The following is a 26,056-nucleotide window of genomic DNA, read 5'->3' as shown; positions in this document are numbered from 1 at the left end:
CTTGGGTGCCGGGGCTTTGCCGCCAACATGAGCAGTTTTCATGAAAATGGGCAATGCGCCTAAAAACCGCGCAGCTTTGTTATGATTCCGCACCTTCTGATTTTTGCCCGACCAGGTAGTTCCTATGTCCGACCGCAGCGCTCGTCTCCAAGCACTCCAGCACGCACTCAAAGAGCGCATCCTGATTCTCGACGGCGGCATGGGTACTATGATCCAAAGTTACCGCCTCGAGGAACACGACTATCGTGGCACGCGTTTCGCCGATTGGCCAAGCGATGTCAAGGGTAACAACGACCTGTTGCTGCTCAGCCGCCCGGACGTGATCGCCGCCATCGAGAAGGCCTACCTGGATGCCGGCGCCGATATCCTCGAAACCAACACCTTCAACGCCACGCAGATTTCCCAGGCCGACTACGGCATGGAGTCGCTGGTCTACGAGCTGAACGTCGAAGGCGCGCGCATCGCCCGCCAGGTGGCCGATGCCAAGACCCTGGAAACACCCGACAAGCCGCGCTTCGTCGCCGGCGTGCTCGGCCCTACCAGCCGCACCTGCTCGATTTCCCCGGACGTCAACGACCCTGGCTACCGCAACGTCAGCTTCGACGAGCTGGTAACGAACTATGTCGAGGCCACCCGTGGCCTGATCGAAGGCGGCGCCGACCTGATCCTGATCGAGACCATCTTCGACACCCTCAACGCCAAGGCGGCGATCTTCGCCGTGCAGCAGGTGTTCGAGGACGACGGCATCGAACTGCCGATCATGATCTCCGGCACCATCACCGACGCCTCCGGCCGTACTCTGTCGGGCCAGACCACCGAAGCGTTCTGGAACTCGGTGCGCCACGCCAAGCCGATTTCCGTAGGCCTGAACTGCGCCCTCGGCGCCAAGGACCTGCGCCCGTACCTGGAAGAGCTGTCGACCAAGGCCGACACCCACGTTTCGGCGCACCCCAACGCCGGCCTGCCGAACGCCTTCGGTGAATACGACGAAACCCCGGCCGAAATGGCTGCGGTGGTCGAAGAGTTCGCCGCCAGCGGCTTCCTCAACATCATCGGCGGTTGCTGCGGCACCACCCCGGGCCACATCCAGGCCATCGCCGAGGCCGTGGCCAAGTACCCGCCACGGGAAATCCCGGAAATCGCCAAGGCCTGCCGCCTGTCGGGCCTGGAGCCGTTCACCATCGATCGCCAGTCGCTGTTCGTCAACGTCGGCGAGCGCACCAACATCACCGGTTCCGCCAAGTTCGCCCGGCTGATCCGTGAAGAGAACTACACCGAGGCCCTGGAAGTCGCCCTGCAGCAGGTCGAGGCCGGCGCCCAGGTGATCGACATCAACATGGACGAAGGGATGCTCGACTCCCAGGCCGCCATGGTCCGTTTCCTCAACCTGATCGCCGGTGAGCCGGACATCTCGCGCGTGCCGATCATGATCGACTCCTCCAAGTGGGAAGTGATCGAAGCGGGCCTGAAGTGCATCCAGGGCAAGGGCATCGTCAACTCGATCTCCATGAAAGAAGGCGTCGAACAGTTCAAGCACCACGCCCGCCTGTGCAAACGCTACGGCGCCGCGGTGGTGGTGATGGCCTTCGACGAGGTCGGCCAGGCCGACACCGCCGCACGCAAGAAGGAAATCTGCCAGCGCAGCTACGACATTCTGGTCAACGAAGTGGGCTTCCCGCCGGAAGACATCATCTTCGACCCGAACATCTTCGCCGTGGCCACCGGTATCGAAGAGCACAACAACTATGCCGTCGACTTCATCGAGGCCTGTGCCTACATTCGCGACCACCTACCGCACGCGCTGAGTTCGGGCGGCGTGTCCAACGTGTCGTTCTCGTTCCGTGGCAACAACCCGGTGCGTGAGGCGATCCACTCGGTGTTCCTCTACCACGCGATCCAGAACGGCCTGACCATGGGTATCGTCAACGCCGGCCAGCTGGAAATCTACGACGAGATCCCCGCTGCACTGCGCGAAAAGGTCGAGGACGTGGTGCTCAACCGCACCCCGCACGGCACCGACGCCCTGCTGGCGATTGCTGACGACTACCGCGGCGGTGGCGCCACCAAGGAAGTGGAAAACGAAGAGTGGCGCTCGCTGCCGGTGGAAAAACGCCTGGAGCATGCGCTGGTCAAGGGCATCACCGCGTTCATCGTCGAAGACACCGAAGAATGCCGCCAGCAGTGCGCGCGCCCCATCGAAGTGATCGAAGGCCCGCTGATGAACGGCATGAACGTGGTCGGCGACCTGTTCGGCGCGGGCAAGATGTTCCTGCCCCAGGTGGTCAAGTCAGCCCGCGTGATGAAGCAGGCGGTGGCGCACCTGATCCCGTTCATCGAGGCCGAGAAAGGCGACAAGCCGGAAGCCAAGGGCAAGATCCTGATGGCCACGGTGAAAGGCGACGTGCACGACATCGGCAAGAACATCGTCGGCGTGGTGCTGGGCTGTAACGGCTACGACATCGTCGACCTTGGCGTGATGGTGCCGGCCGAGAAAATTCTGCAAACCGCCCGCGACGAAAAGTGCGACATCATCGGCCTGTCCGGCCTGATCACGCCGTCGCTGGACGAGATGGTCCACGTCGCCCGCGAAATGCAGCGCCAGAACTTCGAACTGCCGCTGATGATCGGCGGTGCCACCACGTCCAAAGCGCACACTGCGGTCAAGATCGAACCGAAGTACAGCAACGATGCCGTGGTCTACGTCACCGACGCCTCGCGTGCGGTCGGCGTGGCCACCCAGCTGCTGTCCAAGGAACTCAAACCGGGCTTCATCGAGAAGACCCGCCAGGAATACGTGGAAGTACGCGAGCGCACCGCCAACCGCAGTGCCCGCACCGAGCGCCTGAGCTACGCCCAGGCCATCGCCGCCAAGCCGCAGTACGACTGGGCCGGCTACCAGCCTGCAGTGCCCTCCTTCACCGGCGTCAAGGTGCTGGAAGACATCGACCTGCGCACCCTGGCCGAATACATCGACTGGACCCCGTTCTTCATCTCCTGGGACCTGGCCGGCAAGTTCCCGCGCATCCTCAGCGACGAAGTGGTCGGCGAGGCCGCCACGGCGTTGTACAAGGATGCCCGCGAGATGCTCGACAAGCTGATCGACGAGAAGCTGATCAGCGCCCGCGCGGTGTTCGGCTTCTGGCCGGCCAACCAGGTGGCCGATGACGACATCGAAGTCTACGGCCCAGACGGCCAGGCCCTGGCCACCCTGCACCACCTGCGCCAGCAGACCATCAAACCGGACGGCAAGCCCAACTGGTCGCTGGCCGACTTCGTCGCGCCGAAGGCCAGCGGCGTCAGCGACTATGTCGGTGGCTTCATCACCACCGCCGGCATCGGTGCCGAGGAAGTGGCCAAGGCCTACCAGGACAAGGGCGACGACTACAGCTCGATCATGGTCAAGGCCCTGGCCGACCGCCTGGCCGAAGCCTGTGCCGAGTGGCTGCACGAACAGGTGCGTAAAGAACACTGGGGCTATGCCCACGACGAGCAGCTGGACAACGAGGCGCTGATCAAGGAGCAATACCGCGGCATTCGCCCGGCCCCGGGCTACCCGGCCTGCCCCGACCACACCGAGAAGGAAACCCTGTTCCGCCTGCTCGATGGCACTGCCATTGGCGAAACCGGGCCGAGCGGCGTGTTCCTCACCGAGCACTTCGCGATGTTCCCGGCGGCGGCGGTCAGCGGCTGGTACTTCGCCCATCCGCAGGCGCAGTATTTTGCCGTGGGCAAGGTCGACAAGGACCAGATCGAGAACTACAGCGCACGTAAAGGTCAGGATGTGAGTGTTAGCGAGCGCTGGCTGGCGCCTAACCTGGGTTACGACAGCTAAGAGCGCATTGGCTTCTTCGCGGGCTTGCCCGCTCCCACAGGTAAATCACCGCCCTTGAGGTTTGTGCTGTACCTGTGGGAGCGGGCAAGCCCGCGAAGAGGCCATCACAGGCAACCTCACAACCATTGCCTACACTGTCCCTGATTGCCTCTGATTTCTTCAGGAGCCAGCATGGACGATTCCAGCCAGGGCAAACCCCCGACCTTCTGGCAGATGCTGCAGAGCATCCTCGCTGCCGCCTTCGGCGTGCAAAGCGGCAAGAACCGCGCCCGCGACTTCACCCACGGCAAGGCTAGCCATTTCATTGCGCTGGGGACGTTGTTTACCCTGGTGTTCATCGCCGTATTGATCGGCCTGGTGCAGTTGGCCCTGCATCTTACCCGCTAGCCTGTTCCGGCCCCTTCGCGGGCAAGCCCGCTCCTACACGGTCCGCGCAACCCTTGTAGGAGCGGGCTTGCCCGCGAAAGGGCCGGAACCGGCAAAATAAAAGCGTCTGCGGGATTCCCTCCCGCAGGCGCCCTGGCTACATCACGGTCTAGAAAGACAAGTCTACTGGTGGCTGACCCAATACACGGCAGTGACCACCACCAGGACGATCAGGCACAGGATCGCCCAGGCATCGACGCTGCTGTCAGCTTTGCGGACCTTGGTTGAGTTTCCCATTGCATTGCCTCTTGTAGTGGTTATGGGAATGCACTTCACCATCAGCAGTTAAGACGAGCAATGCCCTTCCCTCAAGCAGGGTCTTTCAATATTCGACCGGTGACGTCAGAAACGGGTACTGGTAGCTGGCCGATCGCCCTTCGGCGCTGTAATGCCGGAAATCGACGCCATAGTCAGCCCGTTCCAGCAGTTTCAGCCAACGCCTGGCCTTGGCCTGGTCGATCGGTTGCAGCACCGGCATGCGGTGCTCGCGCAGGCCGTCGCGGTTCACCGCCAGCCCCTGGGCATCATCGTGGAGCATCACCATGGCCCAGCCACCTAAGGTGAAATGCCCGCCCAGCAGCACGCTCAGGCGCCCATCGATACGCGCGCGCAAGGCCTCGGGCGAACTGTTGATGGCGCTGAACAGCACATCGCGCCCCGGCTTGCGCCCCGCCTCCTCGAACGCCTGCATGGCCCCAAAGGCCATCTCGTCATTGGCCGACCACACCAGGCGGGTAGCCGGGTAGCGCTCCAGCAGCAGTTGTGCCTGCTCGTAGGCACGCTGGCGGCTCCAGCCGCCGTACACCACCTGGCGCAAACGCACCTGGGGGAAGTCCGCCAAGGCGCGGCGCATGCCTTGCTCGCGCAACTGCGAAGCAGGGGTGGTCTTGATCGCGGCAAAGGCCACTAGGTCCACCGGCCCGCTGTCGCGGGGCAATTGCGCGACCATCTGGCGCAACATTTGGAAACCCGCCTGCTCGTCGTTGGTCATCAAGGTGCTCAGTGGTTCGGCATACTTGTCGGGCTGGGCCTCGATACTGCGCGCCTGGCTGACGGTGAGGCCATTGTTGACCAGTAACAGCTTGACCCCGGTGCCACGCGACAGGCGCATGATTTCCGGTGCCACGTACTGCTCGTTGACCAGCACCAGGTAGTCCGGCCGTTGCGGCCCGCTCAGGATCGCCCTGGCCTGGGTCAGTGTCAGGTCGGCGCGGCGCTCGCTGTATTCCACGTGCAGGGTCATGCCCAGCTCGTCCGCGGCGGCCTGCATGAAGCGGGTGTAGCTGGTCCAGAATGTCTCGGTGGACAGCCCCGGGTTGAGGAAAACCACCGAAGCAGGCTGCGCGCTTGCCGCCAGCGGCAGGGCAAGACACAAGCTTTGGCACAGGGCCTTGAGCATGGGGTCACTCTCTGCGAAGCAAACCGCGGATTATAAACGCCAGGCCTTGCCCAGCGCACAAATGCCAGTCAGTCTCACATAGTCCATTTGGTTCTTTTCATATGCAAAAACATCACTTTAGCGCATAAACGCAACCTGCTATCGTTCCCCGGCTCCGAAGCGGAGTGCGCGGCCGTGCGCGCGAATAGCTGCATGCCTGAGACAGGACTTTTATGTACGTATACGACGAGTACGATCAGCGGATCATCGAGGACCGCGTCAAGCAGTTCCGTGATCAGACCCGCCGCTACCTGGCCGGTGAGCTGAGCGAGGAAGAATTCCGCCCTCTGCGCCTGCAGAACGGCCTTTATATCCAACGTTTCGCGCCGATGCTGCGAGTCGCGGTGCCCTACGGCCAACTGAGCGCCCGCCAGGTCCGCACCCTGGCCAAGATCGCCCGCGACTACGACAAGGGCTACGCCCACATCTCCACCCGCCAGAACGTGCAGTACAACTGGCCGGCGCTGGAAGACATCCCGGACATCCTCGCCGAGCTGGCCACCGTGCAGATGCACGCGATCCAGACCAGCGGCAACTGCCTGCGCAACACCACTACCGACCAGTTCGCCGGTGTCGCCGCAGACGAAATCATCGACCCGCGCCCGTGGTGCGAAATCGTCCGCCAGTGGACCACCTTCCACCCGGAATTCGCCTACCTGCCGCGCAAGTTCAAGATTGCCATCAACGGCTCGCAGGAAGACCGCGCCGCCATCGAAGTGCATGACATCGGCCTGGAACCGGTGCGCAACGACGCTGGCGAACTGGGCTTCCGTGTCCTGGTCGGTGGCGGCCTGGGCCGGACCCCGGTAGTAGGCTCGTTCATCAACGAGTTCCTGCCGTGGCAAGACCTGATCAGCTACCTGGACGCCATCCTGCGTGTGTACAACCGTTACGGTCGCCGTGACAACAAGTACAAGGCGCGGATCAAGATCCTGGTCAAGGCCCTCACTCCGGAAGTGTTCGCCGAGAAGGTCGAGGCCGAAATGGTCCACCTGCGGGGCGGCAGCACCACCCTGACCGAAGCCGAAGTGCAGCGCGTGTCGCGCCACTTCGTCGACCCGGAGTACCTGGCCCTCGACAACGTCGACTACGCCGCCCTGGACGCCGAGTACCCAGGCTTCGCCCGCTGGCGCTCGCGCAACACCCGCGCCCACAAGCGCCCTGGCTACGTGGCCGTGACCCTGTCGCTCAAGCCCACTGGCGTTGCCCCGGGCGACCTGACCGACAAGCAGCTGGACGCCGTGGCCGACCTGGCCGAGCGCTACAGCTTCGGCTTCCTGCGCACCTCGCACGAACAGAACATCATCCTCGCCGACGTCGAGCAGCGCCAGCTGCACGCCCTGTGGCTGGAACTGCGCGAGGGCGGCTTCGCCACGCCGAACATCGGCCTGCTGACCGACATCATCTGCTGCCCGGGCGGTGACTACTGCTCGCTGGCCAACGCCAAGTCGATCCCGATCGCCGAATCCATCCAGCGCCGCTTCGACGACCTGGACTACCTGTTCGACATCGGCGAAATCGACCTGAACATCTCCGGCTGCATGAACGCCTGCGGCCACCACCACGTAGGCCACATCGGCATCCTCGGCGTGGACAAGAAGGGTGAAGAGTTCTACCAGGTGTCGCTGGGCGGTAACGCCGCGCGCGGTGCGAGCCTGGGCAAGATCCTCGGCCCGTCCTTCGCCCAGGATGACATGGCCGATGTGATCGAGAAGCTGATCGCCGTGTACGTCGAGCAACGTACCGAGGAAGAGCGTTTCATCGACACCTACCAGCGTATCGGCATCGACCCCTTCAAGGAACGCGTCTATGCAGCGAATCATTAAGAACAACCAGATCGTCGACGAAACCTGGCACCTGCTGCCCAAGGAAACCTCGTTCGACGAACTGACCAACTGCGACGACTACATCGTCCCGTTGCAGATGTGGCGTGACCATGCCCACGTGCTCAAGGCCCGCGACGGCGGCCTGGGCGTGTGGCTGGACAGCGACGAAGAAGCCGAGGAAATCGGCGAGGACGTACAGCACTTCCAGGTCATCGCGCTGAACTTCCCGGCGTTCACCGATGGGCGCAGCTATTCCAATGCGCGCCTGCTGCGTGACCGCTACAAGTTCAAGGGCGAGCTGCGCGCCATTGGCGACGTACTGCGCGACCAGCTGTTCTTCATGGCCCGTTGCGGCTTCGACGCGTTCGCCATCCGTGCCGACAAGGACCCGGAAGACGCACTGCAAAGCCTGAAGGACTTCTCGGTGACCTACCAGGCCGCCACCGACGAGCCGCTGCCGCTGTTCCGCCGCCGCTGATCGTCACCCTGCAATACCTGACGGCCCGCCTCTTGGCGGGCCGTTTCGTTCCTGCTGTGCCGGCCCTGTGGGAGCGGGTTTACCCGCGAAGAGGCCGGTACAGGATATAACCGATACTCCAGCAACAGCGTCACAACTTGGCCGCCAATTCTTGACCATGACGCAAATGACCTTGGCCCCACCCCACCTTAATCAATCTCCCTCAACCCTGCACACTGCTCCCCTCACTCACCAGGAGCAGCCCCATGAACATTCCATCCTTCGGCCTCGGTACCTTCCGCCTCACCGGCCAAGCTGTCATCGATTCGGTCAAGTCGGCCCTGGAACTGGGCTACCGAGTCATCGACACCGCACAGATCTACCAGAACGAAGCCGACGTTGGCCAGGCCATCGCCGAAAGCGGCGTGCCGCGCAGCGAGCTGTTCATCACCACCAAGATCTGGGTCGACAACTACGCGGCCGACAAGCTGGTTCCCAGCCTGCGGGAAAGCCTGCAGAAACTGCGCACCGACTACGTCGACCTGCTGCTGATCCACTGGCCAGCCCCAGGCAACGGCGTTGAACTGCGCGAGTACATGACCGCGCTGGCAGAAGCCAAGCAGCTGGGCCTGACCCGCCAGATCGGTGTATCCAACTTCAATATCGAGCTGACCCGCCAGGCCATCGACGTGGTAGGCAAAGGCGAAATCGCCACCAACCAGATAGAACTCAGCCCGTACCTGCAGAACAGCAAGCTGGCCGCGTTCCTCAAGGAACAAGGCATTACCGTCACCTCCTACATGACCCTGGCCTACGGCAAGGTGCTGAAGGACCCAGTACTTGCCGACATCGCCGCCAAGCACAAGGCCACCGTCGCCCAGGTTGCCCTGGCCTGGGCGCTGCAATCGGGCTATGCGGTGATCCCGTCCTCGACCAAGCGCGAGAACCTGGCCAGCAACCTGCTCGCTCGCGACCTGCGCCTGGATGCCGACGACCTGGCGCGCATTGCCGCGCTCGAGCGCAATGGCCGTGAAGTCAGCCCGGATGGCCTGGCGCCGGTCTGGGACTGATCAGGCGGCCCTCCTCCATATTCATTGCGGAACTCCTGATGAGCACACTTTCCCCCAAACGGGTGCTGTTCGCCCTGGCGATCGGCGCCTTCGGCATCGGCACCACCGAATTCACCCCCATGGGCCTGCTGCCGGTGATCGCCCAAGGTGTCGATGTGAGCATCCCCAGCGCGGGCATGCTGATTACCGCCTATGCCATCGGCGTGATGGTCGGCGCGCCGATCATGACCCTGTTGTTCAGCCGTTTCGGCAAGCGCGCCGCACTGATGGCGCTGATGGCCATCTTCACCCTCGGCAACCTGCTGTCGTCGGTGTCGCCAGACTATTACACCCTGCTCGCCTCGCGGCTGGTCACCAGCCTCAACCACGGCGCGTTCTTCGGCCTGGGGGCAGTGGTGGCAGCCAGCGTGGTGCCCAAGGAGAAACAGGCCAGTGCCGTGGCCACCATGTTCATGGGCCTGACCATCGCCAACATCGGTGGCGTGCCGGCCGCCACCTGGGTCGGCCAGCAGGTCGGCTGGCGCATGGCCTTTGCCGGTACCGCCGCGCTTGGCCTGCTGGCCATGGCCGCGCTGTGGTACGCGCTGCCCAAGGGTGAACGCGGTAGCGTGCCGCATGTACGCAAGGAACTGGCGGTGATCGCCCGCCCCAGCGTGCTGCTGGCGATGGCCACCACCGTGCTCGGTGCCGGCGCCATGTTCACCTTGTACACCTACGTAGCGCCGGTGCTGGCCGAACTGACCGGCGCCTCGGACAGCTTCGTCACCCTGGGCCTGGTGTTGATCGGCGTTGGTTTCACCCTGGGCAACAGCCTGGGTGGCCGCCTGGCCGACTGGTCGCTGGATGGCGCGGCGCGAATCTTCCTCGCTGCCCTGGCGCTGATCATGCTGCTGATGCCGCTGGTGCTGGGCAGCCACATCGGCGCTGCCATCGCCTTGCTGGTGTGGGGCATGTTCACTTTCGCCGTGGTCCCTCCGCTGCAGATGCGGGTGATGATCGCCGCCATCGAAGCACCGGGGCTGGCCTCGTCGATCAACGTTGGCGCGTTCAACCTGGGTAATGCCGTGGGCGCGGCGCTGGGTGGGGCGGTAATCAGCCTGGACCTGGGTTATGCCGCCGTGCCGATGGCCGGGGGTCTGCTGGCGGCTGCCGGGCTGCTGCTGGTGTGGCTGGGCGGGCGCAGCAAGGCAGCAGGAAAAGCCGCGTCCCATATCGCCTGATCGCCGGCTTACCGTAATGCCAGTCAGTTAAGCAATTTGGGGCCGCTTTGCGGCCCTTCGCGGGCACACCCACAGGGGGCACCGACCTGAAGGGACGGTCGGGGGATTGGTTCAAGGCAATTGCTCCCAACTCGACCGCATTGACCTGAGGCCATGCGCACCCTTGTGGGAGCAACTGTCTTGTATTGCCTGGACTGGCCTCATCGCTGGCAAGCCAGCTCCCACAGGTACTGCACAGGGCTTGAGGCCCATGCGGTCGAGGTGGGAGCTGGCTTGCCGGCGATAGGGCCAGGACAGGCAGCACATGACAGGTGGCGGGGCGCTCGGTAGAAACGGTTTACCGCGGAATCGGTATTGTTCCATGCACTGAAATTAAGAAGTGCCCGACACGTCCATTCTCTGTTCGGGCATCGGCTACTAATCTCCTACAAGCCAATCGACCCGAGGAGTAGCCCGATGCCCCGCCCACCCGTTCCGCCCTTCACCCGCGAAAGCGCCATCGAAAAGGTCCGCCTGGCCGAGGATGGCTGGAACAGCCGTGACCCTGCCAAGGTCGCGCTTGCCTATACCGCCGACACCGTCTGGCGTAACCGCGTCGAATTCCCCCGTGGCCGTGCGCAGGTCGAGGCCTTCCTGACGCGCAAATGGAACCATGAGCTCGAATACCGCCTGATCAAGGAGCTCTGGGCGTTCACCGGCAACCGTATTGCCGTGCGCTATGCCTACGAGTACCACGACGACAGCGGCCAGTGGTACCGCGCCTATGGCAACGAAAACTGGGAGTTTGCCGATGACGGGCTGATGCAGAACCGCCACTCGAGCATCAACGAGCACCCCATCAGCGAAACCGAGCGCAAGTTCCGCTGGCCGCTGGGGCGGCGCCCGGATGATCACCCAGGGCTCAGCGAGCTGGGGCTCTGATCAGCCCCACGGCAGCATAACCCTGGCTTGCTGGCGATAGGGCCTTCTGGGCACGGATGCCCGAAACGCGACAGTGGCTGCCTGTTCGGCGTGAGACAGGCAACCCGGGCACTGGCTACCCTCCTTGGGCAATGCCTTGTTCCCCTCGACAGAAGAAATTCGCCCATGACGACTCCCGCCGCCTCTCTGGCCGCCACGACGCCAGCCGACCAACCCCAGGGCTTTCTGGTCCGCATCGTCGGCGCTGCCGCCTTCGCCCACCTGCTCAACGACCTGATCCAGGCCGTGCTGCCATCGATCTACCCGATGCTCAAGAGTGACTTCGCGCTGAGCTTTGCCCAGATCGGCTGGATCGCCCTGGTCTACCAGGTGACCGCATCCCTGCTGCAACCCTGGGTTGGCCTGTTCACCGACAAGCATCCGCAGCCTTACTTGCTGCCCGCCGGCATGCTGGTCACGCTGGTGGGTATCGCCCTGCTCGCCTTCGCTGGCAGCTATGAAATGCTGCTGGTGGCCGCCGCAGTGGTTGGCGTAGGATCGGCGACCTTCCACCCAGAAGCCTCGCGGGTAGCCCGGATGGCCTCCGGCGGGCGCTTCGGCACCGCGCAGTCGACCTTTCAGGTCGGCGGCAACACCGGCTCGGCCCTCGGCCCGCTGCTTACCGCCGCCATCGTCATTCCACACGGCCAACCTGCCATTGCCTGGTTCATGCTGGCCGCCGCGCTGGCAGTGTTCGTGCTGTTGCGTGTGACCGGCTGGAGCGTGCGCCACGGCCAGGCCCGGCTCAAGACCTTCGCCGGCCAGCAGGCTCCGGGACTGTCCCGTGGCGCCATGTGGCGCGCGGTGGGGGTGATCGCCGTGCTGATGTTCGCCAAGTTCGTGTACATCGCCTCGTTCACCAACTACTTCACCTTCTACCTGATCGAGCATTTCGGCCTGAGCGTGCAGCACAGCCAGTTGTACCTGTTCGTGTTCCTCGCGGCCGTGGCACTGGGCACCTTCGCCGGCGGCCCGGTGGGTGACCGCATCGGGCGCAAGGCGGTGATCTGGGTCTCGTTCCTCGGCGTAGCGCCCTTCGCCCTCGCCCTGCCCTATGCCAACCTGGCCTGGACAGCGGTACTGGCGGTGGCCATCGGCCTGGTGATGTCCTCGGCCTTCGCCGCCCTGGTGGTGTATGCCCAGGAAGCGGTGCCAGGCCGGGTCGGCATGGTGTCGGGGGTGATGTTCGGGCTGATGTTCGGCATCAGCGGCATCGGTGCCGCCGGGCTCGGCGAACTGGCCGACCGGCATGGCATCGAGTGGGTGTACCAGGCCATCGCGTTCCTGCCGCTGCTCGGGCTGGCCACCGCGCTACTGCCGGCCACGCGCTCGCAAGCCCGCCCCAGCCGTTGCTGCTAAAGTGGCCCTGCCAGGGGGAGGCTGTAGACGAGGTGTCGATGGTAAAGCCGCAACATGAATTGCTGGTGGAAGTTGACGAGTGGACCTGGGAGGTGGGTAGCCGCGCGACGGACTACCCGCCCGACTGGTTCATCGAACCCCACAGCCATGCCAAGCATCAACTGATCTATGCCATCAAAGGCCTGATGATCGTCGAGTCCAGGAACGAACGCTGGACCGTGCCACCCAGCCGCGGCGTATGGATGCCCTGTGGCCAGGTGCATGCGATCCGCTGTGTCGGCGATGTGAAGATGCGCAGCGTGTTCGTGCGCACCGACGCCGCAGCCGGCCTGCCGTTGCAGAGCAAGGCCATCAGCATCTCGCCGTTGCTCAGTGAACTGATCAAGGCCTCCGTGGGCTTTGCCGCGCCGTTTGCCGAAGACTCGCGCGAAGCCCGGGTGATGCGCCTGATCCTCGACGAGATCTGCGTGCTGCCAACCTTGCCGCTGAAGCTATCGCAGCCCAGCGACAAGCGCCTGCAGGCAATCTGCTCGGCGTTGCATGACCGGCCTGACGATAACGCCACCGTGGCCGACTGGGGCGTGCGGCTGGGGGTGGACGAAAAGACCATCCAGCGCCTGTTCCGCAAGGAAACCGGCATGACCTTCGGCCAGTGGCGCCAGCAGGCTCGGCTGATGCAGGCGCTGGAACGGATCGCCCTGGGCGAGCGGATCATCGATGTGGCAGGCATGCTGGGGTATGACAGCCCAAGTGCCTTTGCCAGCATGTTCAAGCGCCAGTTCGGCACTACACCGAGTCAGTTCTTCAAATGATCGGGGGCGTTTCGGTCAGCGTACCTACGCCCCTGGGGCCGCGTTGCGGCCCATCGCAGGCAAGCCAGCTCCCACAGGGGATACGCAAAGCTTGAGACCTGCGCGGTACCTGTGGGAGCTGGCTTGCCTGCGATGGGCTGCACAGCAGCCCCAATGTGCCTTATAGGCTTAACTGACTGGCATTAAGGGCAGTCCGCGAGCACGCCCTCTATCCGAACCGCATCGAGTAAAACAATGTCCCCCCACGATCGCCCCTGTGCAAACCAGCACCCGCCACCCGCCAGCACCACCGTGGTGAGCATCGGCGGCGGCATCATCGGCCTCACCGCCGCACTGACCCTCGCCAACGCAACATACCAGTGGTGGTGCTAGAAAAGGGGCGCATCGCCGGCGAGCAGTCATCGGGCAACCTGGGCTGGGTGCGCAAGACCAACCGCCACGCCCACGACATTCCCCTTACCTTGGCGGCGGACCTGGTGTCCCAATCCGACCCGCTTATCGACCCGACGCCCTACCGCTTCGAGCGCTTCGATGTCGCCGCGTAGGTTGCCGGGGGCCCGGATCAGCCTGGGATGAAAATTACAAGGGCCGGCCTGTATGATACGACCGAGCCCAACCGAGACCTGATGATGGCCAAAGATACCGACACCGAAGGCGCGCCACGACGCCACAGCGGCCGCTACATATACGAAGAGCTGCGCAAACAGATCCTCACCCTCAAGCTCAAACCCGGCGTGCAACTGGACGAAGTGTCGCTGGCTGCGCAGTTCGGGCTGTCCCGCTCGCCAGTACGCGATGCCCTCGCCCGCCTGATCACCGAAGGCCTGGTGGTGATCCTGCCGAACCGCACCACGCTGGTGACGCCGTTCGAGATCGAGGAATTCCCCAACTACATCTCCGCCCTGGACCTGATCCAGCGCGCCGTCACCCGCCTGGCCGCCACCCAGCATCGCGAAGAAGACCTTGAGGCCATCCGCAAGGCCGACGCCGCCTACCTCAAGGCCGTGACCACTGGCGACTTCCAGGCCATGTCCGAGCTGAACAAAGCCTTCCACATGGCCATTGCCCATGCTGGACGCAACCCTTATTTCATCAACTACTACGAGCGCCTGCTGGGCGAAGGCCAGCGCTTGCTGCACCTGCACTTCGATCATGTGGTCAGTTCCGCCAGCACCCACCGCCTTGGCCGCGACCACGATGAAATCATCGCGGCCATCGCCGCTCGCGACGCCGACGCTGCCGAAGCCGCCGCGCACGAACACACCATGCTGTTCCAGCGCCGGTTCCTCGACTACATGCAGCAGAACCTGACGGCTCGCATGTCTATCGCCTGACAGACCTTGCCGGCAAGCGACGAAAAACCGGTACTGGCATAGATGTTTTCCCGACAAGCTGTTGCGAATTTACTTACAGTGAAATACTGTATGTACATACAGCAAAACAAGGAAATGCCTGTGTCCAGTACCGCCTCCGCCACCCCAAGCAGCTATGAACAACTGGGTATGCGCATCCAGAAAATCATCAACAGCCCCACCGCCCAGCGCAGCCGCGCGGCGTTGATCTTCCGTCTGGAACAGGAAACCCCGGAAGATTGGGACAGCCTGCTCGAGGAAATCGCCGAAAACGACAACGTCACCCTCGCCCACCGCGACGATGGCGGCGTGCAGATCTTCTGGACAGTACCGAAGGAAGACTGACCGCGCATGAGAGCTTCGCTTTTCGCGGCAGCCTGGCCGAAACGCGTTCGTCGGGCCGGTCAACCTCAAGGCATGTGGCTGAAAGTCAGGCCAGCGTCTCCAGGTAGGCGCGTGCTTCCCGATAACGGGCCAGCCGCGCCAGGTCGGCCGGGCCTGGGCAGGGGATACGCGACAGGTCACTGTTGTCGGCCAGGTCGGCCAGCTTGACGGTGCGCGCCAGCGGGTCATCGCCCAAGCGCACCACGAAGTCCTGGTAGGCCTCGCCCTCGCGCCTGCTGAGCGCCAGCAAGGCGGCAAGGATTTTCAGCGCGAAGCCCTCGCGCGCCAGATCGGACAGGGTCAGCGGGGTGTCTTCGATCACATCGTGAAGCACCGCGACAATCCGTTGCTCGGGTGTGGAGACCCGCATCATCACGCGTAGTGGATGAAGGATATAAGCTGCCCCACCCTTGTCGTACTGCCCTTCATGTGCCCTGGCGGCCACGGCAATGGCCCGCTCCAGTGTAGACATGAGGCCCTCCCCGCTCAGTTTCTTCCAACCAAGCATAGCCAAACTTGGGTGAACAATGTCTAGCGCAAGGGAGAGCCGTGCTGCATAGCCCTTTGGGAGCAACTGTCTTGTATTGCCTGGGCTGGCCTCATCGCCGGCAAGCCGGCTCCCACAGGTACTGCACAGGGCTTGAGGCCTATGCGGTCGAGGTGGGAGCTGGCTTGCCGGCGATGAGGCCAGCCCAGGCAATACAAGACAGCTGCCCCACATAAGGCTTCTGCTACAGGCTTAGCGAGCTACGCCGTGCTGGATGACCACCGAATCGGTGCCCAGCTTGGCCATCACCTCGGCCTTGCGTGCTTCGGCCTCCTCACGGGTAGGGAACGGCCCCATCAACACCACCGGCTTGCCGTCGCGGTACTCCACCGAGGACGGAATGCCCTTTTCGATCAGGCGCGCGGTCATGTCGCTCAGCGCACCCATGTTGGCGCCCTGGATCACTTCCACATCCCAGCCTTGCGGTGCCGGCTGGTCAGCCAGCGCCTCGGCGCGACGCTGCAGGTCGGCGCCACCACACATCTCGCGGATGCGCAGGTTGTTGCCGGTATCGTCGACGATGATTTGGTATTGGCCATCGCGCTTGATCGCCACGTAGCTGCGGTAGGCCTCGTACTGCCCGGCATCATCCTTGCCGCGGACCTGGCCGCAGATGGTGCCTTGAGTGTCGATCCGCACGTTGCCGAACTTGGCGGTCTTGGGGTTGTGCAGGTGTTCGGCCACCTGTTTGTGCACGCCTTCGACCTCGTTCTCACAGCCCGCCAGGGCGAGCACTGCCATTACCACAGCCAGTTTGCGCACGCGTGTACCTCCAGATTCGAAGGCGCGGATTCTAGCACGCCGGCCCCGGGCAAGGACCGCGACCATACGTTACACCGTGCAACAAATGGCCCTGCGCCTCAGACAGTCAGGGCATGCTGCGCTTGGTCACGAGGGCAGCAGGTCCAAGGTCCGTTCGAGTTCATTGAGGTCGATGCGGAAGTTGTTTCCGTTTGGTATGCCGACCACGAAGGCGAAATGCTGCTGGTCACGATCGGTCAGGTATTTGTAGAAGCAGACAAAGCGATTGGGTGGCTGCAGGGTGACCACCGAAGCTCCGGGCGCCAGCACATTGACACCGTGGATGAGCTGACTGCCCTCCACGCCCAACACTACCCTCGCCCCGGCACAGGTTTCGACGATGGTCGACAGGTCGCTCTTCAAAGGGTCAAGGATGCGAAAGCCGCGATGTTTTTGCAGGTGTTCGGCGATCTCCAGTTCATTGTGCAGCAGGCGCAGATCTCCGGCGTAGCCCCGCAAGATGAAAACCCCTGGGTGCGACTGGTAATTCACCCGCGCTAACAACTTCTGGCCCATGGCGCGGTATCGCGCTGACTGGTTGGTGTTGTGGCTGGCGTCATCGAACAGCACCAACTCTCGAAAGTACGCACTGCGCAGCCGAAGCGGATGCATGCCGAGCCAATCTTCGTACGCCGGGGCCTGGGAGAAAAGAGGGAACCTGCCCGAGGGCGCGGTGGTCACCGGCACCCCTTCGTTACAGGCCAATGCATACGTGACGCAGTCCTCGGCCAGCCATGTACCAAACCAACGGTTGCCGTAACGTGAACAATAAGCGGCCCCCCGCTCGATCTCTTGTTCCACGACAATTCGCGGCAACCGACTGGGCCGATCAGACAGCCAGAAACTGGCAGTATCTTTGTACAGCGCCCCATCGATCAGCATGACGTCCTTGATCAGATAGCCCTTGGTAGGACGTTGTTCCACACTACCCAGCCCCTCCATGGTCCGGCGCGGATGTTCGAAGGGAAAGAAACGTGTCGCCTCCCAGCCGGTCACTCGCTCCAACTGATTCGGCAGAAAGAAAGCAGGCGGCGCCGGGGTGACCTCAGCCGCCGCGATATCCCAGGTTTTGACCGCTAGGCTCTTCAAGTTTTCCGATTGCTTTCGTCCCAGCCGCTTTCTGGCAAGGTACTTGTATGCGGCCAAGCTCCAGCTTTTTCGGCCGGCGCCTTTCGTGTCTAGATCCGAAATATCGTTCTTCATGAAGAGCTCTCATTGAAAGACTATCTTTCACGCTCAGTTGGAGGACACTTTTTCCAGAATGGGCGGAGACTGGAAGTGGGCATATCGATTGCGCAGGTTTTCCAGCAATAATTCGCCAGGCGCTTTTGCACAATGAAGGTATATCTTGAACAAACCGCCGAAGACCATCTCGCGGTAGCGGTCGACGATTTCCTCGTCACTTGGCCCATCCGGCAAGCCCAGGTGAAGTGTGAGGTTCTTGCCCTCTACGGCGAACAACGGGAACTCCCAGAGGAACTTGGCGATGCCGGTCTTTGGTAGCCGGACGAACATATAGGCCTGGTTGCCCAGGGTGTCCACGTCACCGCCGCGTCGGCGTTTCCATTTCAAAAGTCCATCGTCCGGACGTGCCAGGCATTGGCCGATATCGTAGTAATCGAAACCCTGTTCGATGGCCCACTCCAGGGCCATGAAGGTAGTGATCGAGTTGACCTCGCGCAGTCGTTTGGGGTCGTTGAAGACGGCCTCCGGGTAACCAAAGCGCAACGTGCTCCAGTAGCGCTTCCCAGCCCGGGTTATCACGCAGCCAAAATGACAGGCGACGACCTCATCGCCTTTCATTATCAGGTCGAGCCGGCCAACCGTCTTGGCGATGCGCAACAGTTCTTGCGAGTCGAATTGCTTGGCATACAGGCCATGCCGCGCCTGGGCATAAGGCTGTAGCATCTCCCGGTCGGCCTTGCCGATCTCCTCGTCCGTCAGCACTTGTTGCATGCGGTACAGCGGCCGACACTTGCGGATGTTACGGCGCAGTTCACCATCGTAACGTGCGACGATCTCCTCCAGCGGGCGCCCCAGGGGGATGATTGCACTCAGGTAATGGGGCACATACAGGGCACCGGCGCTGGGCATCTCGCTGATCAGCACCACATGGGACGCACCGGCAGGTTGCTGCGTGCCATCGCCGGGTTTGGCGTCGGCCTCGGGTTTACCGCCGATGAGCAGCTTGGCCATTTCCTTGCGGCTCTTTCTGCCGACATACAGGACTTCGTAGTCGTTACTTGTCTGTAGCCGAAACCTGGTGATTTCCCAGCGCCATAAACACGCACGCTCAGTTATATCCTGGGCCCAAGTAAAGAACTTTCTTATTTCGAAGCGCATCGACGGTGTTATGAGCTTTCTTATGTGCTCTCTCATTTTATATCCTTGGAGTTTACCCGGGTAAAAGGTAGCGAGCGCTGTCGAATAAACACATCCCATCACCTTCAGCACCTAAATGCTTTGGGCTGACAGACACAAACAGATACAAATTGATTAAAGATGGGCGAAAATGATCTGTCAAGACACGCTTAGTCATTGATTATTCAGTGATTACGCGTGGATAAGCGTATGTTTTATGGCGCCAATTTTTCTTCGTGGATATAGCGAAATGTGCCAACGGCTTACCTGAGTACCGTGTTTTCCACCCACCCCGTCAGCGCTCTCGGCCCTCTTCGCCACGGGTTGCCAGCTGATGCCGCACGGCGCTGTCCAGTTGCGCGAATATTCCATCCAGCAGCTCATAGCGGCGGCGATACATCGCGCGTTTCTTGGCAGCTATCTGCTCGAGGGGCGGCCGGGGAACGACCGCAGGGATGCTGAAGAAGTCTTCACGTTCGGACGCCATCGCCCCGTGTTCTTGCCAGATGACATCATAATTGGCCAGCAACTCCTGGGACTTCTCCCTGCCGAAATAGGGATGGCGGTGGTGACGGTAGCCGTCGCCGATAGCGTAGAGCCTGGTCACCCCAAGCCCGTGAGCGATATGCCTGACGACCTCGATCAGCAGGCTCCTGGGGCGTAGCCCTTCGAAGTCCTTGGTCAATGCCCGGTAGATATTCAGCGATGTTTCGCTATCCACGCCCTTGTGAATGCCCTGTACCGCACCGATGAACAGGCACACCCCCTCCCCAGAGCGCGACAGAGTGAAAGCCAGCGAGGCGACGCGCAGCTCACCCTGGAACAGGTTCAGTACCAGTTCCCCCTCACGCATGAACCATGACGCCCGGTCCAGCACCAGGGTGCAGTTTGGGGCATGCTGGGTGAGGTCGGCCAGCAGCAAGGTATCGTCCCGGCCCAGGAGCAACAGCGGCTGGCAATATTGAGTGACCACCTCGTAGTGCGAAGCCAGTGCATCGAAACGGGTCTGCGCTGCCCACGACTTGCTGATGTAGGGCCACTGGACGATGCCGATGCAGTCCTCCCCCAGGCGCTGGAATCGTTCGCGGCCAAGCGTGTTGCGCAGGCGCTCCAAGTAACCTTTGAGCCCGGGCCAGTTACGAATGATGAGCAACGTCAGCCGGAGCTTGTTGCGCAAGGCCCGCAGCGAATAGCCAGGATGCAGGACAAACACGCTTTTCACTATCGCTCTATAGATCATGCTGTCTTACCTTGTTCACTCACAGCACAGTGTTTCTACCCGGCCACGCGCTCACCTGCCCGCGCCTTGACGGCTCACTCAGGCGAACAGCTTGGTTATCATTTCGCCGAACAAAACGCCGATCAGCAGGGCAGGCAGTACGACAAGTTCGCGTTTCAGGTCCAGCAACCCCAGCTGGCGGTTGACCTTGAAAATCAGGAACAGCGTGAAGTAGGTATGCAGGGCCACGCCCCAAATGGCATAGGTCACGCCACCCATGGCCATAAGCACCGGCAGCAGGACGAACAGCGAAACGACCCGGATGACGTTGTCCATCGCCACGTACTTGGTCAGCCCCAGGGCCAGCCAAAGCTGATGCGCCAGCGTGAAGCGCAAGGTGAAAAGCGACAGCGAGAGAATGGCGATGGTATTGCCGGCGCCGGCATAACGGGCGTCATAGAGCCACCCGATCATCAGCGGGCTGGCAGTCAGCAGAAAGCCGCAAGCGAACAGCGAGCTAAGGTCGAACAGCATTCTGGAGCGGTAGTAGAGGTTGCGAACCCGTTCTTTGTCGCCACCTCTCGTCGCCTCACTGAAGGCCGGCAAGGCGACCGCCCCTGCCAGCCGTTGCAGGACCGACTGAATGGCGCCGAGGATGGCGATGGCGATGGAGTACACCCCCAGTTCCGTGGCCGACATACTGCCGCCAAACCAGATCCGGTCGCCCTGCATCGCCAGGACCCCTACCGAGGACGACAACAGGATCCAGCGTCCGTAATCGAACACCTCGCGCAGTGCGGCCGGGTCCCATCGCAGGCGGTTGCGCGGGCCCTGGAAGATCAAGTGACTGAGGGCGGTGAAAACCAATGTGCCCACCAGGCCCGCTGCCACCAATGACCAGATGGAGCGGGTGAGGTAGCCAGCCACGAGCATCACCACCAAGCCGACAAACTGCGAAATCAGTTCGGCGACCACCACCTTCTTCTGCTGGAAGACCCGGATGGCTACATCGACTTTGGGTGACTGGAAGCCATAGATGATCGCGGCGATGCCTGACAAAGCCAGCACCATCGGCAGCTCTGGTGCGGCATAGGTGGAGTGGGCCGGCCACAGTTGGATGTACTGCGTGAACTGAGCCCCCAGGGCCAATAGCAACGTCAGCAGGAACAGCACAAACCCACGGATGATTTGCACGGTCCACACAGTATCGAGAAACAGCGGTTCGTCGCCTCGCGAACTTTGAATGACGTTTGGCCGTAGCCCGACATCGGACAGCATTTGCAGCAGCACCGACACGGTGGTCGCAATGGCCATTATGCCGAACATTTCTGGCACGAGCAGGCGAGTGATCACCAGATTGCCGCCTAGCCGCATGGCCTGTGAAGCGAAGACAGCAAGAAGATTTAACGCGCTGGCCCATATGGCCCGTCTGCGCAGGCTCAAGGGAGGCGACACATCAATCGAAGGCATAGCCGCATCTCTGAACCTATTGCTAGAGACTCACTATAGTCACAATTCGCCATACAGCTATCGGGACAGCCTGCAACGCGTGAAATTGCCCTCAGCGATGACTTTGCCGCAAAAGCAAAAAGGGCGCCCCTTTCGGAGCGCCCTTTTCATGCCCGGAAAACCGGGACTTTATTTGGTAGGCACAATTGGACTCGAACCAACGACCCCCACCATGTCAAGGTGGTGCTCTAACCAACTGAGCTATGTGCCTGTCGTGTGGTGCGCATATTAGTGATCGAATGCGTACCTGTAAAGCTTTTTTTTGAGAGAAATCAAAAACTTTCGGGATTGCAGCCTTCGGGCTAATGCCAGTCAGTTAAGGTTTCTGCAGACTTTACTGGGGCCGCTTTGCGGCCCATCGCCGGCAAGCCGGGCTCCCACAGGAACAGTGCAGGCCTCAAGTTTTGCGCGGTCGCTGTGGGAGCTGGCTTGCCGGCGATGGGCTGCAAAGCAGCCCCAATGGCTGCCACTAAGGCTTAACTTTTTGCAAATGCAAAAAGGGCGACCCTTTCGGATCGCCCTTCTCGTGCCCGGAAACCCGGGGCTTTCGTTTGGTAGGCACAATTGGACTCGAACCAACGACCCCCACCATGTCAAGGTGGTGCTCTAACCAACTGAGCTATGTGCCTGTCGTGTGGTGCGCATTCTACCCATTCCAAAAACCCTGTCAACACTTTTTTTCGCGCTAAGCTACTGAATCTTAACCTCTTTATAGAGAAGCGTCGGCGGGGCTCGAGTAAAGGATTTTCAACAGACGACTAGCGGGTGTTTATTATTATTGATAGCATCGGTACATTCGTTAAAAATATAAAACACGAGGTTCCTGCAGCATGGCTAACACCCCCTACCCCCAGTCCTACTACGCCGCCTCGGCCAACCCGGTGCCGCCACGTCCGGCGCTGCAGGGTGAGGTGGAAACCGATGTGTGCATCATCGGTGCCGGCTACACCGGCCTGTCCAGCGCCCTGTTCCTGCTGGAGAACGGCTTCAAGGTGAGCATCGTCGAAGCGGCCAAGGTCGGCTTCGGCGCGTCGGGCCGCAACGGTGGCCAGATCGTCAACAGCTACAGCCGCGACATCGACGTCATCGAACGCACCGTCGGCCCCAAACAGGCACAACTGCTGGGCCATATGGCCTTCGAAGGCGGGCGCATCATTCGTGAGCGCGTGGCCAAGTACAACATCCAGTGCGACCTGAAAGACGGTGGCGTATTCGCTGCCCTCACCAGCAAGCAGATGGGCCACCTGGAGTCGCAAAAACGCCTGTGGGAACGCTTCGGCCACAACCAGCTGGAGCTGATGGACCAGAAGCGCATCCGCGAAGTGGTCGCCTGCGACAACTATATCGGCGGCATGCTGGACATGAGCGGCGGCCACATCCACCCGCTGAACCTGGCCCTGGGCGAAGCGGCCGCAGTCGAGTCGCTGGGCGGCATCATCTATGAGCAGACCCCGGCCGTGCGCATCGAGCGTGGCGCCAACCCGGTCGTGCACACCCCACAGGGCAAGGTCCGCGCCAAGTTCATCATCGTTGCCGGTAACGCCTACCTGGGCAACCTGGTGCCGGAGCTGGCCGCCAAGTCCATGCCATGCGGCACCCAGGTGATCACCACCGAGCCACTGGGCGAGGAACTGGCGCGCACCCTGCTGCCGCAGGACTACTGCGTCGAGGACTGCAACTACCTGCTCGACTACTACCGCCTGACCAGCGACAAGCGCCTGATCTTCGGTGGTGGCGTGGTCTATGGCGCGCGCGACCCGGCCAACATCGAGGCGATCATCCGTCCGAAGATGCTCAAGGCCTTCCCGCAGTTGAAGAACGTGAAGATCGACTACGCCTGGACCGGCAACTTCCTGCTGACCCTGTCGCGCCTGCCGCAGGTTGGCCGTATCGGTGACAACATCTACTACTCCCAAGGTTGCTCGGGCCACGGCGTGACCTACACCCACCTGGCGGGCAAGGTGCTGGCCGAAGCCCTGCGTGGCCAGGCCGAGCGTTTCGACGCCTTCGCCGGCCTGCCGCACTACCCGTTCCCGGGTGGGCAGATGCTGCGCGTACCGTTCAGCGCCATTGGTGCCTGGTACTACAGCCTGCGCGATCGCCTGGGCTTCTGATGTAAGCAGGCCAGGCCTCTTCGCGGGTAAACCCGCTCCCACAAGGTACTGTGCCATGACACAAATCCTGTGGGAGCGGGCATGCCCGCGAAAGGGCCGGTGCAGGTAAAGCTATTTATTCAGGCTACGCACAGCCTGTTTCGCCGCAACTTCCTGCCCCGCCCGCGCCAGTTCATCTGCCGCCTGCAACCAGCGCTGACGATCCACCTGGGCCGGTAGTTGCCGCGGAGGCTGCACCAGCACCGCCCAACTCCCCTGCTTCGCCCACGCCGAGGCAAACTCATCGAATGCCATCACCTGGCGCCGGTGCATGCCCGAGCGCAACAGCACCCGCTGCTTGTAACGGTCATAGCCAATCAGCACGGCATAACGTGGCTCGCTCCACCAGGCCGAACCCTCGTCGTAACGCAACAGCACCGGGTTGCCCGCCGCCACCTGGATCAACAACGCGTCCAGTTGCTTGTCCAGCGGATACACCACCATGCCGTAGTCACGTGCCACCCGTGGGATAGCGGTGTCCAGCGCCTCCGCGCCCTGGGGCAGGTTCAACGGTTTGTCCAGCAGGCCCGGGGTGATCGGCGCGCCCTGTTGCGACAGCACTGCCGCCAAGGCCATGGCCCCACTGTGGTTGGCGTTGCCGCGGTAGAACGGCACGCTACTGATCTCGACCCGCTGCGGCAGGCCTTTGAGGTTGGCGGGCGGCGCACTGGCACAGCCGGCCAGGCTGGCCGCCACCAGGCAGGCCAGCAGCAACCGGCGCGGGGTGGTGATTGCCGACTTGAAGGAATCTTGCTCCATGGACACTCGCTTGTTCCAACGCCAGGCAGGCAGCGCCCGGCTCTGGCCACCGATCATAGGTCGGACAGCTGCGCGGGTATAGTCCGACACCCGCTTGGAACGAATCGGACCAAGCAATAGACCTTTGGTCAATGGAACGTCATGGGCGCCGAGCTAGACTAAAGCAGTGTCTGGAAGGCGAGCGGCGGCTGACCGCGTTTGCCGTAGAGATGGAGGCACAGATGAGCCTGACCATGGCAATCCTCATGCTGGTGGGTATGTGGCTGAGCGTCGCAGCCGCCATGCTATGGGGTGTACTGCGTATCGTGCGGCGTCACTCACAACATCACCACTTGCCACCGCAGGCCCTTGCCAAGCCACAGCCTGTACGCCGGGCGCGACGGCATGCCGGGGTGCATTAAGATTTCAGCATCGACATAGAGCCATTCGCGGACAAGCCCGCAGGGACCGCACAGTCATCTGGCTGACGCGATCCCTGTGGGAGCGGGCTTGCCCGCGAATGGGGCGCTAAGCGCCCCACTCTTGCATCACCCCTCAGCCGCCTCACGCTTGAGCCGCGCCCGGCGCGCCAGGATATTGAGGATCTCGATCACGGTCGAGAAAGCCATGGCCGCGTAGACATAACCCTTCGGTACATGGGCACCAAAACCTTCGGCGATCAGCGTCATGCCGATCATGATCAGGAAGCCCAGGGCCAGCATGACCACGGTCGGGTTGTCGTTGATGAAGTTGGCCAACGGGTCGGCTGCCACCATCATGACGATTACCGCGGTGATCACGGCAATGATCATGATCGGCAAGTGCTCGGTCATGCCCACGGCGGTGATGATACTGTCGACCGAGAAGACGATGTCCAACAGCAGGATCTGGAAGATCGCTGCAGCAAAGCCCAAGGTAACCGTCGAAGCGACTTTGGCCTCTTCCTTGGCACCGTGTGGGTCGACGTTTTCATGGATTTCCTTGGTCGCCTTCCACAACAGGAACAGGCCACCGGCAATCAGGATTACATCCTTCCAGGAGAAGGCGTTGCCGAACACTTCGAATACCGGGTCGGTCAGCTGTACGATCCACGCCACCGTGCTGAGCAAGGCCAGGCGCATGACCAGGGCCATACTGATCCCGATACGTCGTGCCTTGGAGCGATACTCCACGGGCAGTTTGTTGGTCAGGATGGAGATGAAGATCAGGTTGTCGATGCCCAGTACAACTTCCATGGCCACCAGCGTAGCCAGGGCAACCCAGGCGGTAGGGCTAGCGGCGAGTTCCAGCAAGTATTCCATTGGTTAAATCCTGCAGCGGCGGTTGGGGTCAGATTTCCTGGGTGTCTTTCTTGTCGGCGCCCTCGGGCTTGCGCCCTTCGCTGCCGAGGGCCTCGCTCAAGGCCTGCTGGGCAGCCTTGTTGGTGTCGTCGATGGCCTGCTTGGCCGATTGCGCGGCCTGGTCGAGCATCTGCTGGGCGGATTTTTCGGCCTGGTCGCACCCCGCCAGGGTGAACAGGGCCAGGGCCAATACCAGCGGCGTACCGATGGATTTCAAGTGCAGCATGGATTCCTCGCTTGTCGATGTGCCGG

General features: G+C 62.1%; 23 protein-coding genes, 2 tRNA genes and 1 pseudogene. 14 read left to right on the top strand and 12 right to left on the bottom strand.

Annotation, left to right across the window (positions count from 1 at the left end):
- Positions 1-124: 124 nt before the first annotated feature.
- Positions 125-3,832 (top strand): methionine synthase, encoded by a 3,708-nt coding sequence (metH, locus tag TZ03_RS09190; protein ID WP_051097174.1) that lies wholly within the window; start codon positions 125-127, stop codon positions 3,830-3,832.
- A gap of 171 nt (positions 3,833-4,003) precedes the next feature.
- Complete coding sequence (locus tag TZ03_RS09185) at positions 4,004-4,219, top strand: DUF2970 domain-containing protein (protein WP_051097173.1); 216 nt, start codon at positions 4,004-4,006, stop codon at positions 4,217-4,219.
- Between the two features lie 361 nt (positions 4,220-4,580).
- Here TZ03_RS09185 and TZ03_RS09180 read toward each other — a convergent pair whose 3' ends face one another.
- The gene (locus TZ03_RS09180; RefSeq protein ID WP_051097172.1) at positions 4,581-5,657 is read right to left on the bottom strand and encodes an ABC transporter substrate-binding protein; all 1,077 of its coding nucleotides are present in this window, start codon (positions 5,655-5,657) and stop codon (positions 4,581-4,583) included.
- A 212-nt stretch (positions 5,658-5,869) separates the two neighbouring features.
- On the opposite strand from TZ03_RS09180, the gene TZ03_RS09175 reads away from it, so the two are divergent.
- From TZ03_RS09175 to TZ03_RS09130, 10 genes and pseudogenes are all read left to right on the top strand, one after another.
- A complete protein-coding gene (locus tag TZ03_RS09175) occupies positions 5,870-7,522 on the top strand; it encodes a nitrite/sulfite reductase (protein ID WP_051097171.1) in 1,653 nt (550 codons plus the stop codon).
- Positions 7,506-8,000, top strand: coding sequence for a DUF934 domain-containing protein (locus TZ03_RS09170; RefSeq protein ID WP_051097170.1), 495 nt, complete (start codon positions 7,506-7,508; stop codon positions 7,998-8,000). Before TZ03_RS09175 ends, TZ03_RS09170 begins: the two co-directional genes overlap by 17 nt.
- Positions 8,001-8,245: 245 nt before the next feature.
- The gene (gene dkgB, locus TZ03_RS09165; RefSeq protein WP_051097169.1) at positions 8,246-9,049 is read left to right on the top strand and encodes a 2,5-didehydrogluconate reductase DkgB; all 804 of its coding nucleotides are present in this window, start codon (positions 8,246-8,248) and stop codon (positions 9,047-9,049) included.
- Positions 9,050-9,087: 38 nt separating this feature from the next.
- The gene (locus tag TZ03_RS09160) at positions 9,088-10,269 is read left to right on the top strand and encodes an MFS transporter (RefSeq protein ID WP_051097168.1); all 1,182 of its coding nucleotides are present in this window, start codon (positions 9,088-9,090) and stop codon (positions 10,267-10,269) included.
- 456 nt (positions 10,270-10,725) lie between these two features.
- The gene (locus TZ03_RS09155) at positions 10,726-11,190 is read left to right on the top strand and encodes a DUF1348 family protein (protein ID WP_051097167.1); all 465 of its coding nucleotides are present in this window, start codon (positions 10,726-10,728) and stop codon (positions 11,188-11,190) included.
- Positions 11,191-11,355: 165 nt separating this feature from the next.
- Positions 11,356-12,588 carry an MFS transporter gene (locus TZ03_RS09150; RefSeq protein WP_051097166.1) on the top strand — a complete coding sequence of 411 codons (1,233 nt, stop codon included), beginning with the start codon at positions 11,356-11,358 and terminating at the stop codon, positions 12,586-12,588.
- Between the two features lie 38 nt (positions 12,589-12,626).
- On the top strand, positions 12,627-13,400 hold the full coding sequence (locus TZ03_RS09145) for an AraC family transcriptional regulator (RefSeq protein ID WP_051097165.1): 774 nt from the start codon (positions 12,627-12,629) through the stop codon (positions 13,398-13,400).
- A gap of 247 nt (positions 13,401-13,647) precedes the next feature.
- Positions 13,648-13,873 (top strand): annotated as a pseudogene (locus TZ03_RS28585) (FAD-dependent oxidoreductase); the annotation flags it as partial.
- Positions 13,874-14,026: 153 nt separating this feature from the next.
- Positions 14,027-14,734, top strand: coding sequence for a GntR family transcriptional regulator (locus tag TZ03_RS09135; RefSeq protein ID WP_051097222.1), 708 nt, complete (start codon positions 14,027-14,029; stop codon positions 14,732-14,734).
- A gap of 120 nt (positions 14,735-14,854) precedes the next feature.
- Positions 14,855-15,097: a DUF1654 domain-containing protein gene (locus tag TZ03_RS09130; RefSeq protein WP_051097220.1), complete on the top strand. Its 243-nt coding sequence runs from the start codon at positions 14,855-14,857 to the stop codon at positions 15,095-15,097.
- An 85-nt stretch (positions 15,098-15,182) separates the two neighbouring features.
- On the opposite strand, the gene TZ03_RS09125 is transcribed toward TZ03_RS09130, so the two are convergent.
- The 8 genes from TZ03_RS09125 to TZ03_RS09090 all read right to left on the bottom strand — a co-directional run bounded on the left by TZ03_RS09125 (position 15,183) and on the right by TZ03_RS09090 (position 22,202).
- On the bottom strand, positions 15,183-15,608 hold the full coding sequence (locus TZ03_RS09125; protein ID WP_051097163.1) for a GTP pyrophosphokinase: 426 nt from the start codon (positions 15,606-15,608) through the stop codon (positions 15,183-15,185).
- Positions 15,609-15,875: 267 nt separating this feature from the next.
- Positions 15,876-16,445 carry an SPOR domain-containing protein gene (locus tag TZ03_RS09120; RefSeq protein WP_051097162.1) on the bottom strand — a complete coding sequence of 190 codons (570 nt, stop codon included), beginning with the start codon at positions 16,443-16,445 and terminating at the stop codon, positions 15,876-15,878.
- Between the two features lie 126 nt (positions 16,446-16,571).
- Positions 16,572-17,687 (bottom strand): glycosyltransferase family 61 protein, encoded by a 1,116-nt coding sequence (locus TZ03_RS09115; RefSeq protein WP_051097161.1) that lies wholly within the window; start codon positions 17,685-17,687, stop codon positions 16,572-16,574.
- A 33-nt stretch (positions 17,688-17,720) separates the two neighbouring features.
- Entirely contained in the window at positions 17,721-18,863 is a 1,143-nt protein-coding gene (locus TZ03_RS09110; RefSeq protein WP_051097160.1) for a hypothetical protein, read from the bottom strand.
- 277 nt (positions 18,864-19,140) lie between these two features.
- Positions 19,141-20,085 (bottom strand): DUF535 family protein, encoded by a 945-nt coding sequence (locus TZ03_RS09105; protein ID WP_051097159.1) that lies wholly within the window; start codon positions 20,083-20,085, stop codon positions 19,141-19,143.
- Positions 20,086-20,163: 78 nt separating this feature from the next.
- The gene (locus TZ03_RS09100; protein WP_051097158.1) at positions 20,164-21,534 is read right to left on the bottom strand and encodes an oligosaccharide flippase family protein; all 1,371 of its coding nucleotides are present in this window, start codon (positions 21,532-21,534) and stop codon (positions 20,164-20,166) included.
- A gap of 173 nt (positions 21,535-21,707) precedes the next feature.
- Positions 21,708-21,784 (bottom strand) — tRNA-Val (locus TZ03_RS09095).
- A gap of 341 nt (positions 21,785-22,125) precedes the next feature.
- Positions 22,126-22,202 (bottom strand) — tRNA-Val (locus TZ03_RS09090).
- A gap of 201 nt (positions 22,203-22,403) precedes the next feature.
- Here TZ03_RS09090 and TZ03_RS09085 point away from each other — a divergent pair.
- A complete protein-coding gene (locus TZ03_RS09085; protein WP_051097157.1) occupies positions 22,404-23,687 on the top strand; it encodes an NAD(P)/FAD-dependent oxidoreductase in 1,284 nt (427 codons plus the stop codon).
- 111 nt (positions 23,688-23,798) lie between these two features.
- Here the strand turns inward: TZ03_RS09085 and TZ03_RS09080 are convergent, their stop codons facing one another.
- On the bottom strand, positions 23,799-24,542 hold the full coding sequence (locus TZ03_RS09080; RefSeq protein WP_051097156.1) for a peptidase C39 family protein: 744 nt from the start codon (positions 24,540-24,542) through the stop codon (positions 23,799-23,801).
- Between the two features lie 164 nt (positions 24,543-24,706).
- Here TZ03_RS09080 and TZ03_RS09075 point away from each other — a divergent pair, with 164 nt between their 5' ends.
- Positions 24,707-24,886: a hypothetical protein gene (locus TZ03_RS09075; protein ID WP_051097155.1), complete on the top strand. Its 180-nt coding sequence runs from the start codon at positions 24,707-24,709 to the stop codon at positions 24,884-24,886.
- A gap of 126 nt (positions 24,887-25,012) precedes the next feature.
- Here TZ03_RS09075 and TZ03_RS09070 read toward each other — a convergent pair whose 3' ends face one another.
- Entirely contained in the window at positions 25,013-25,765 is a 753-nt protein-coding gene (locus tag TZ03_RS09070; protein ID WP_051097154.1) for a TerC family protein, read from the bottom strand.
- Positions 25,766-25,793: 28 nt separating this feature from the next.
- The gene (locus tag TZ03_RS09065; RefSeq protein WP_051097153.1) at positions 25,794-26,030 is read right to left on the bottom strand and encodes a hypothetical protein; all 237 of its coding nucleotides are present in this window, start codon (positions 26,028-26,030) and stop codon (positions 25,794-25,796) included.
- Positions 26,031-26,056 lie beyond the last annotated feature (26 nt).

The sequence above is a fragment of the Pseudomonas sp. 10-1B genome (assembly GCF_000935045.1).
In the GTDB taxonomy this organism is placed as follows: Bacteria; Pseudomonadota; Gammaproteobacteria; order Pseudomonadales; family Pseudomonadaceae; genus Aquipseudomonas.
The sequence above is the reverse complement of the archived record's forward strand: the minus strand, read 5'-3'. Positions and strand labels throughout refer to the sequence as shown.

Coding starts and splice junctions, on each gene's coding strand:
- TZ03_RS09110 (WP_051097160.1), bottom strand. CDS start 18,863: ATGAGAGAGCACATAAGAAAGCTCATAACACCGTCGATGCGCTTCGAA.
- TZ03_RS09100 (WP_051097158.1), bottom strand. CDS start 21,534: ATGCCTTCGATTGATGTGTCGCCTCCCTTGAGCCTGCGCAGACGGGCC.
- TZ03_RS09155 (WP_051097167.1), top strand. CDS start 10,726: ATGCCCCGCCCACCCGTTCCGCCCTTCACCCGCGAAAGCGCCATCGAA.
- TZ03_RS09145 (WP_051097165.1), top strand. CDS start 12,627: ATGGTAAAGCCGCAACATGAATTGCTGGTGGAAGTTGACGAGTGGACC.
- TZ03_RS09065 (WP_051097153.1), bottom strand. CDS start 26,030: ATGCTGCACTTGAAATCCATCGGTACGCCGCTGGTATTGGCCCTGGCC.
- TZ03_RS09105 (WP_051097159.1), bottom strand. CDS start 20,085: ATGATCTATAGAGCGATAGTGAAAAGCGTGTTTGTCCTGCATCCTGGC.
- TZ03_RS09125 (WP_051097163.1), bottom strand. CDS start 15,608: ATGTCTACACTGGAGCGGGCCATTGCCGTGGCCGCCAGGGCACATGAA.
- TZ03_RS09175 (WP_051097171.1), top strand. CDS start 5,870: ATGTACGTATACGACGAGTACGATCAGCGGATCATCGAGGACCGCGTC.
- TZ03_RS09075 (WP_051097155.1), top strand. CDS start 24,707: ATGAGCCTGACCATGGCAATCCTCATGCTGGTGGGTATGTGGCTGAGC.
- TZ03_RS09085 (WP_051097157.1), top strand. CDS start 22,404: ATGGCTAACACCCCCTACCCCCAGTCCTACTACGCCGCCTCGGCCAAC.
- TZ03_RS09180 (WP_051097172.1), bottom strand. CDS start 5,657: ATGCTCAAGGCCCTGTGCCAAAGCTTGTGTCTTGCCCTGCCGCTGGCG.
- TZ03_RS09115 (WP_051097161.1), bottom strand. CDS start 17,687: ATGAAGAACGATATTTCGGATCTAGACACGAAAGGCGCCGGCCGAAAA.
- TZ03_RS09070 (WP_051097154.1), bottom strand. CDS start 25,765: ATGGAATACTTGCTGGAACTCGCCGCTAGCCCTACCGCCTGGGTTGCC.
- TZ03_RS09150 (WP_051097166.1), top strand. CDS start 11,356: ATGACGACTCCCGCCGCCTCTCTGGCCGCCACGACGCCAGCCGACCAA.
- TZ03_RS09185 (WP_051097173.1), top strand. CDS start 4,004: ATGGACGATTCCAGCCAGGGCAAACCCCCGACCTTCTGGCAGATGCTG.
- dkgB (WP_051097169.1), top strand. CDS start 8,246: ATGAACATTCCATCCTTCGGCCTCGGTACCTTCCGCCTCACCGGCCAA.
- TZ03_RS09080 (WP_051097156.1), bottom strand. CDS start 24,542: ATGATCGGTGGCCAGAGCCGGGCGCTGCCTGCCTGGCGTTGGAACAAG.
- metH (WP_051097174.1), top strand. CDS start 125: ATGTCCGACCGCAGCGCTCGTCTCCAAGCACTCCAGCACGCACTCAAA.
- TZ03_RS09160 (WP_051097168.1), top strand. CDS start 9,088: ATGAGCACACTTTCCCCCAAACGGGTGCTGTTCGCCCTGGCGATCGGC.
- TZ03_RS09135 (WP_051097222.1), top strand. CDS start 14,027: ATGATGGCCAAAGATACCGACACCGAAGGCGCGCCACGACGCCACAGC.
- TZ03_RS09170 (WP_051097170.1), top strand. CDS start 7,506: ATGCAGCGAATCATTAAGAACAACCAGATCGTCGACGAAACCTGGCAC.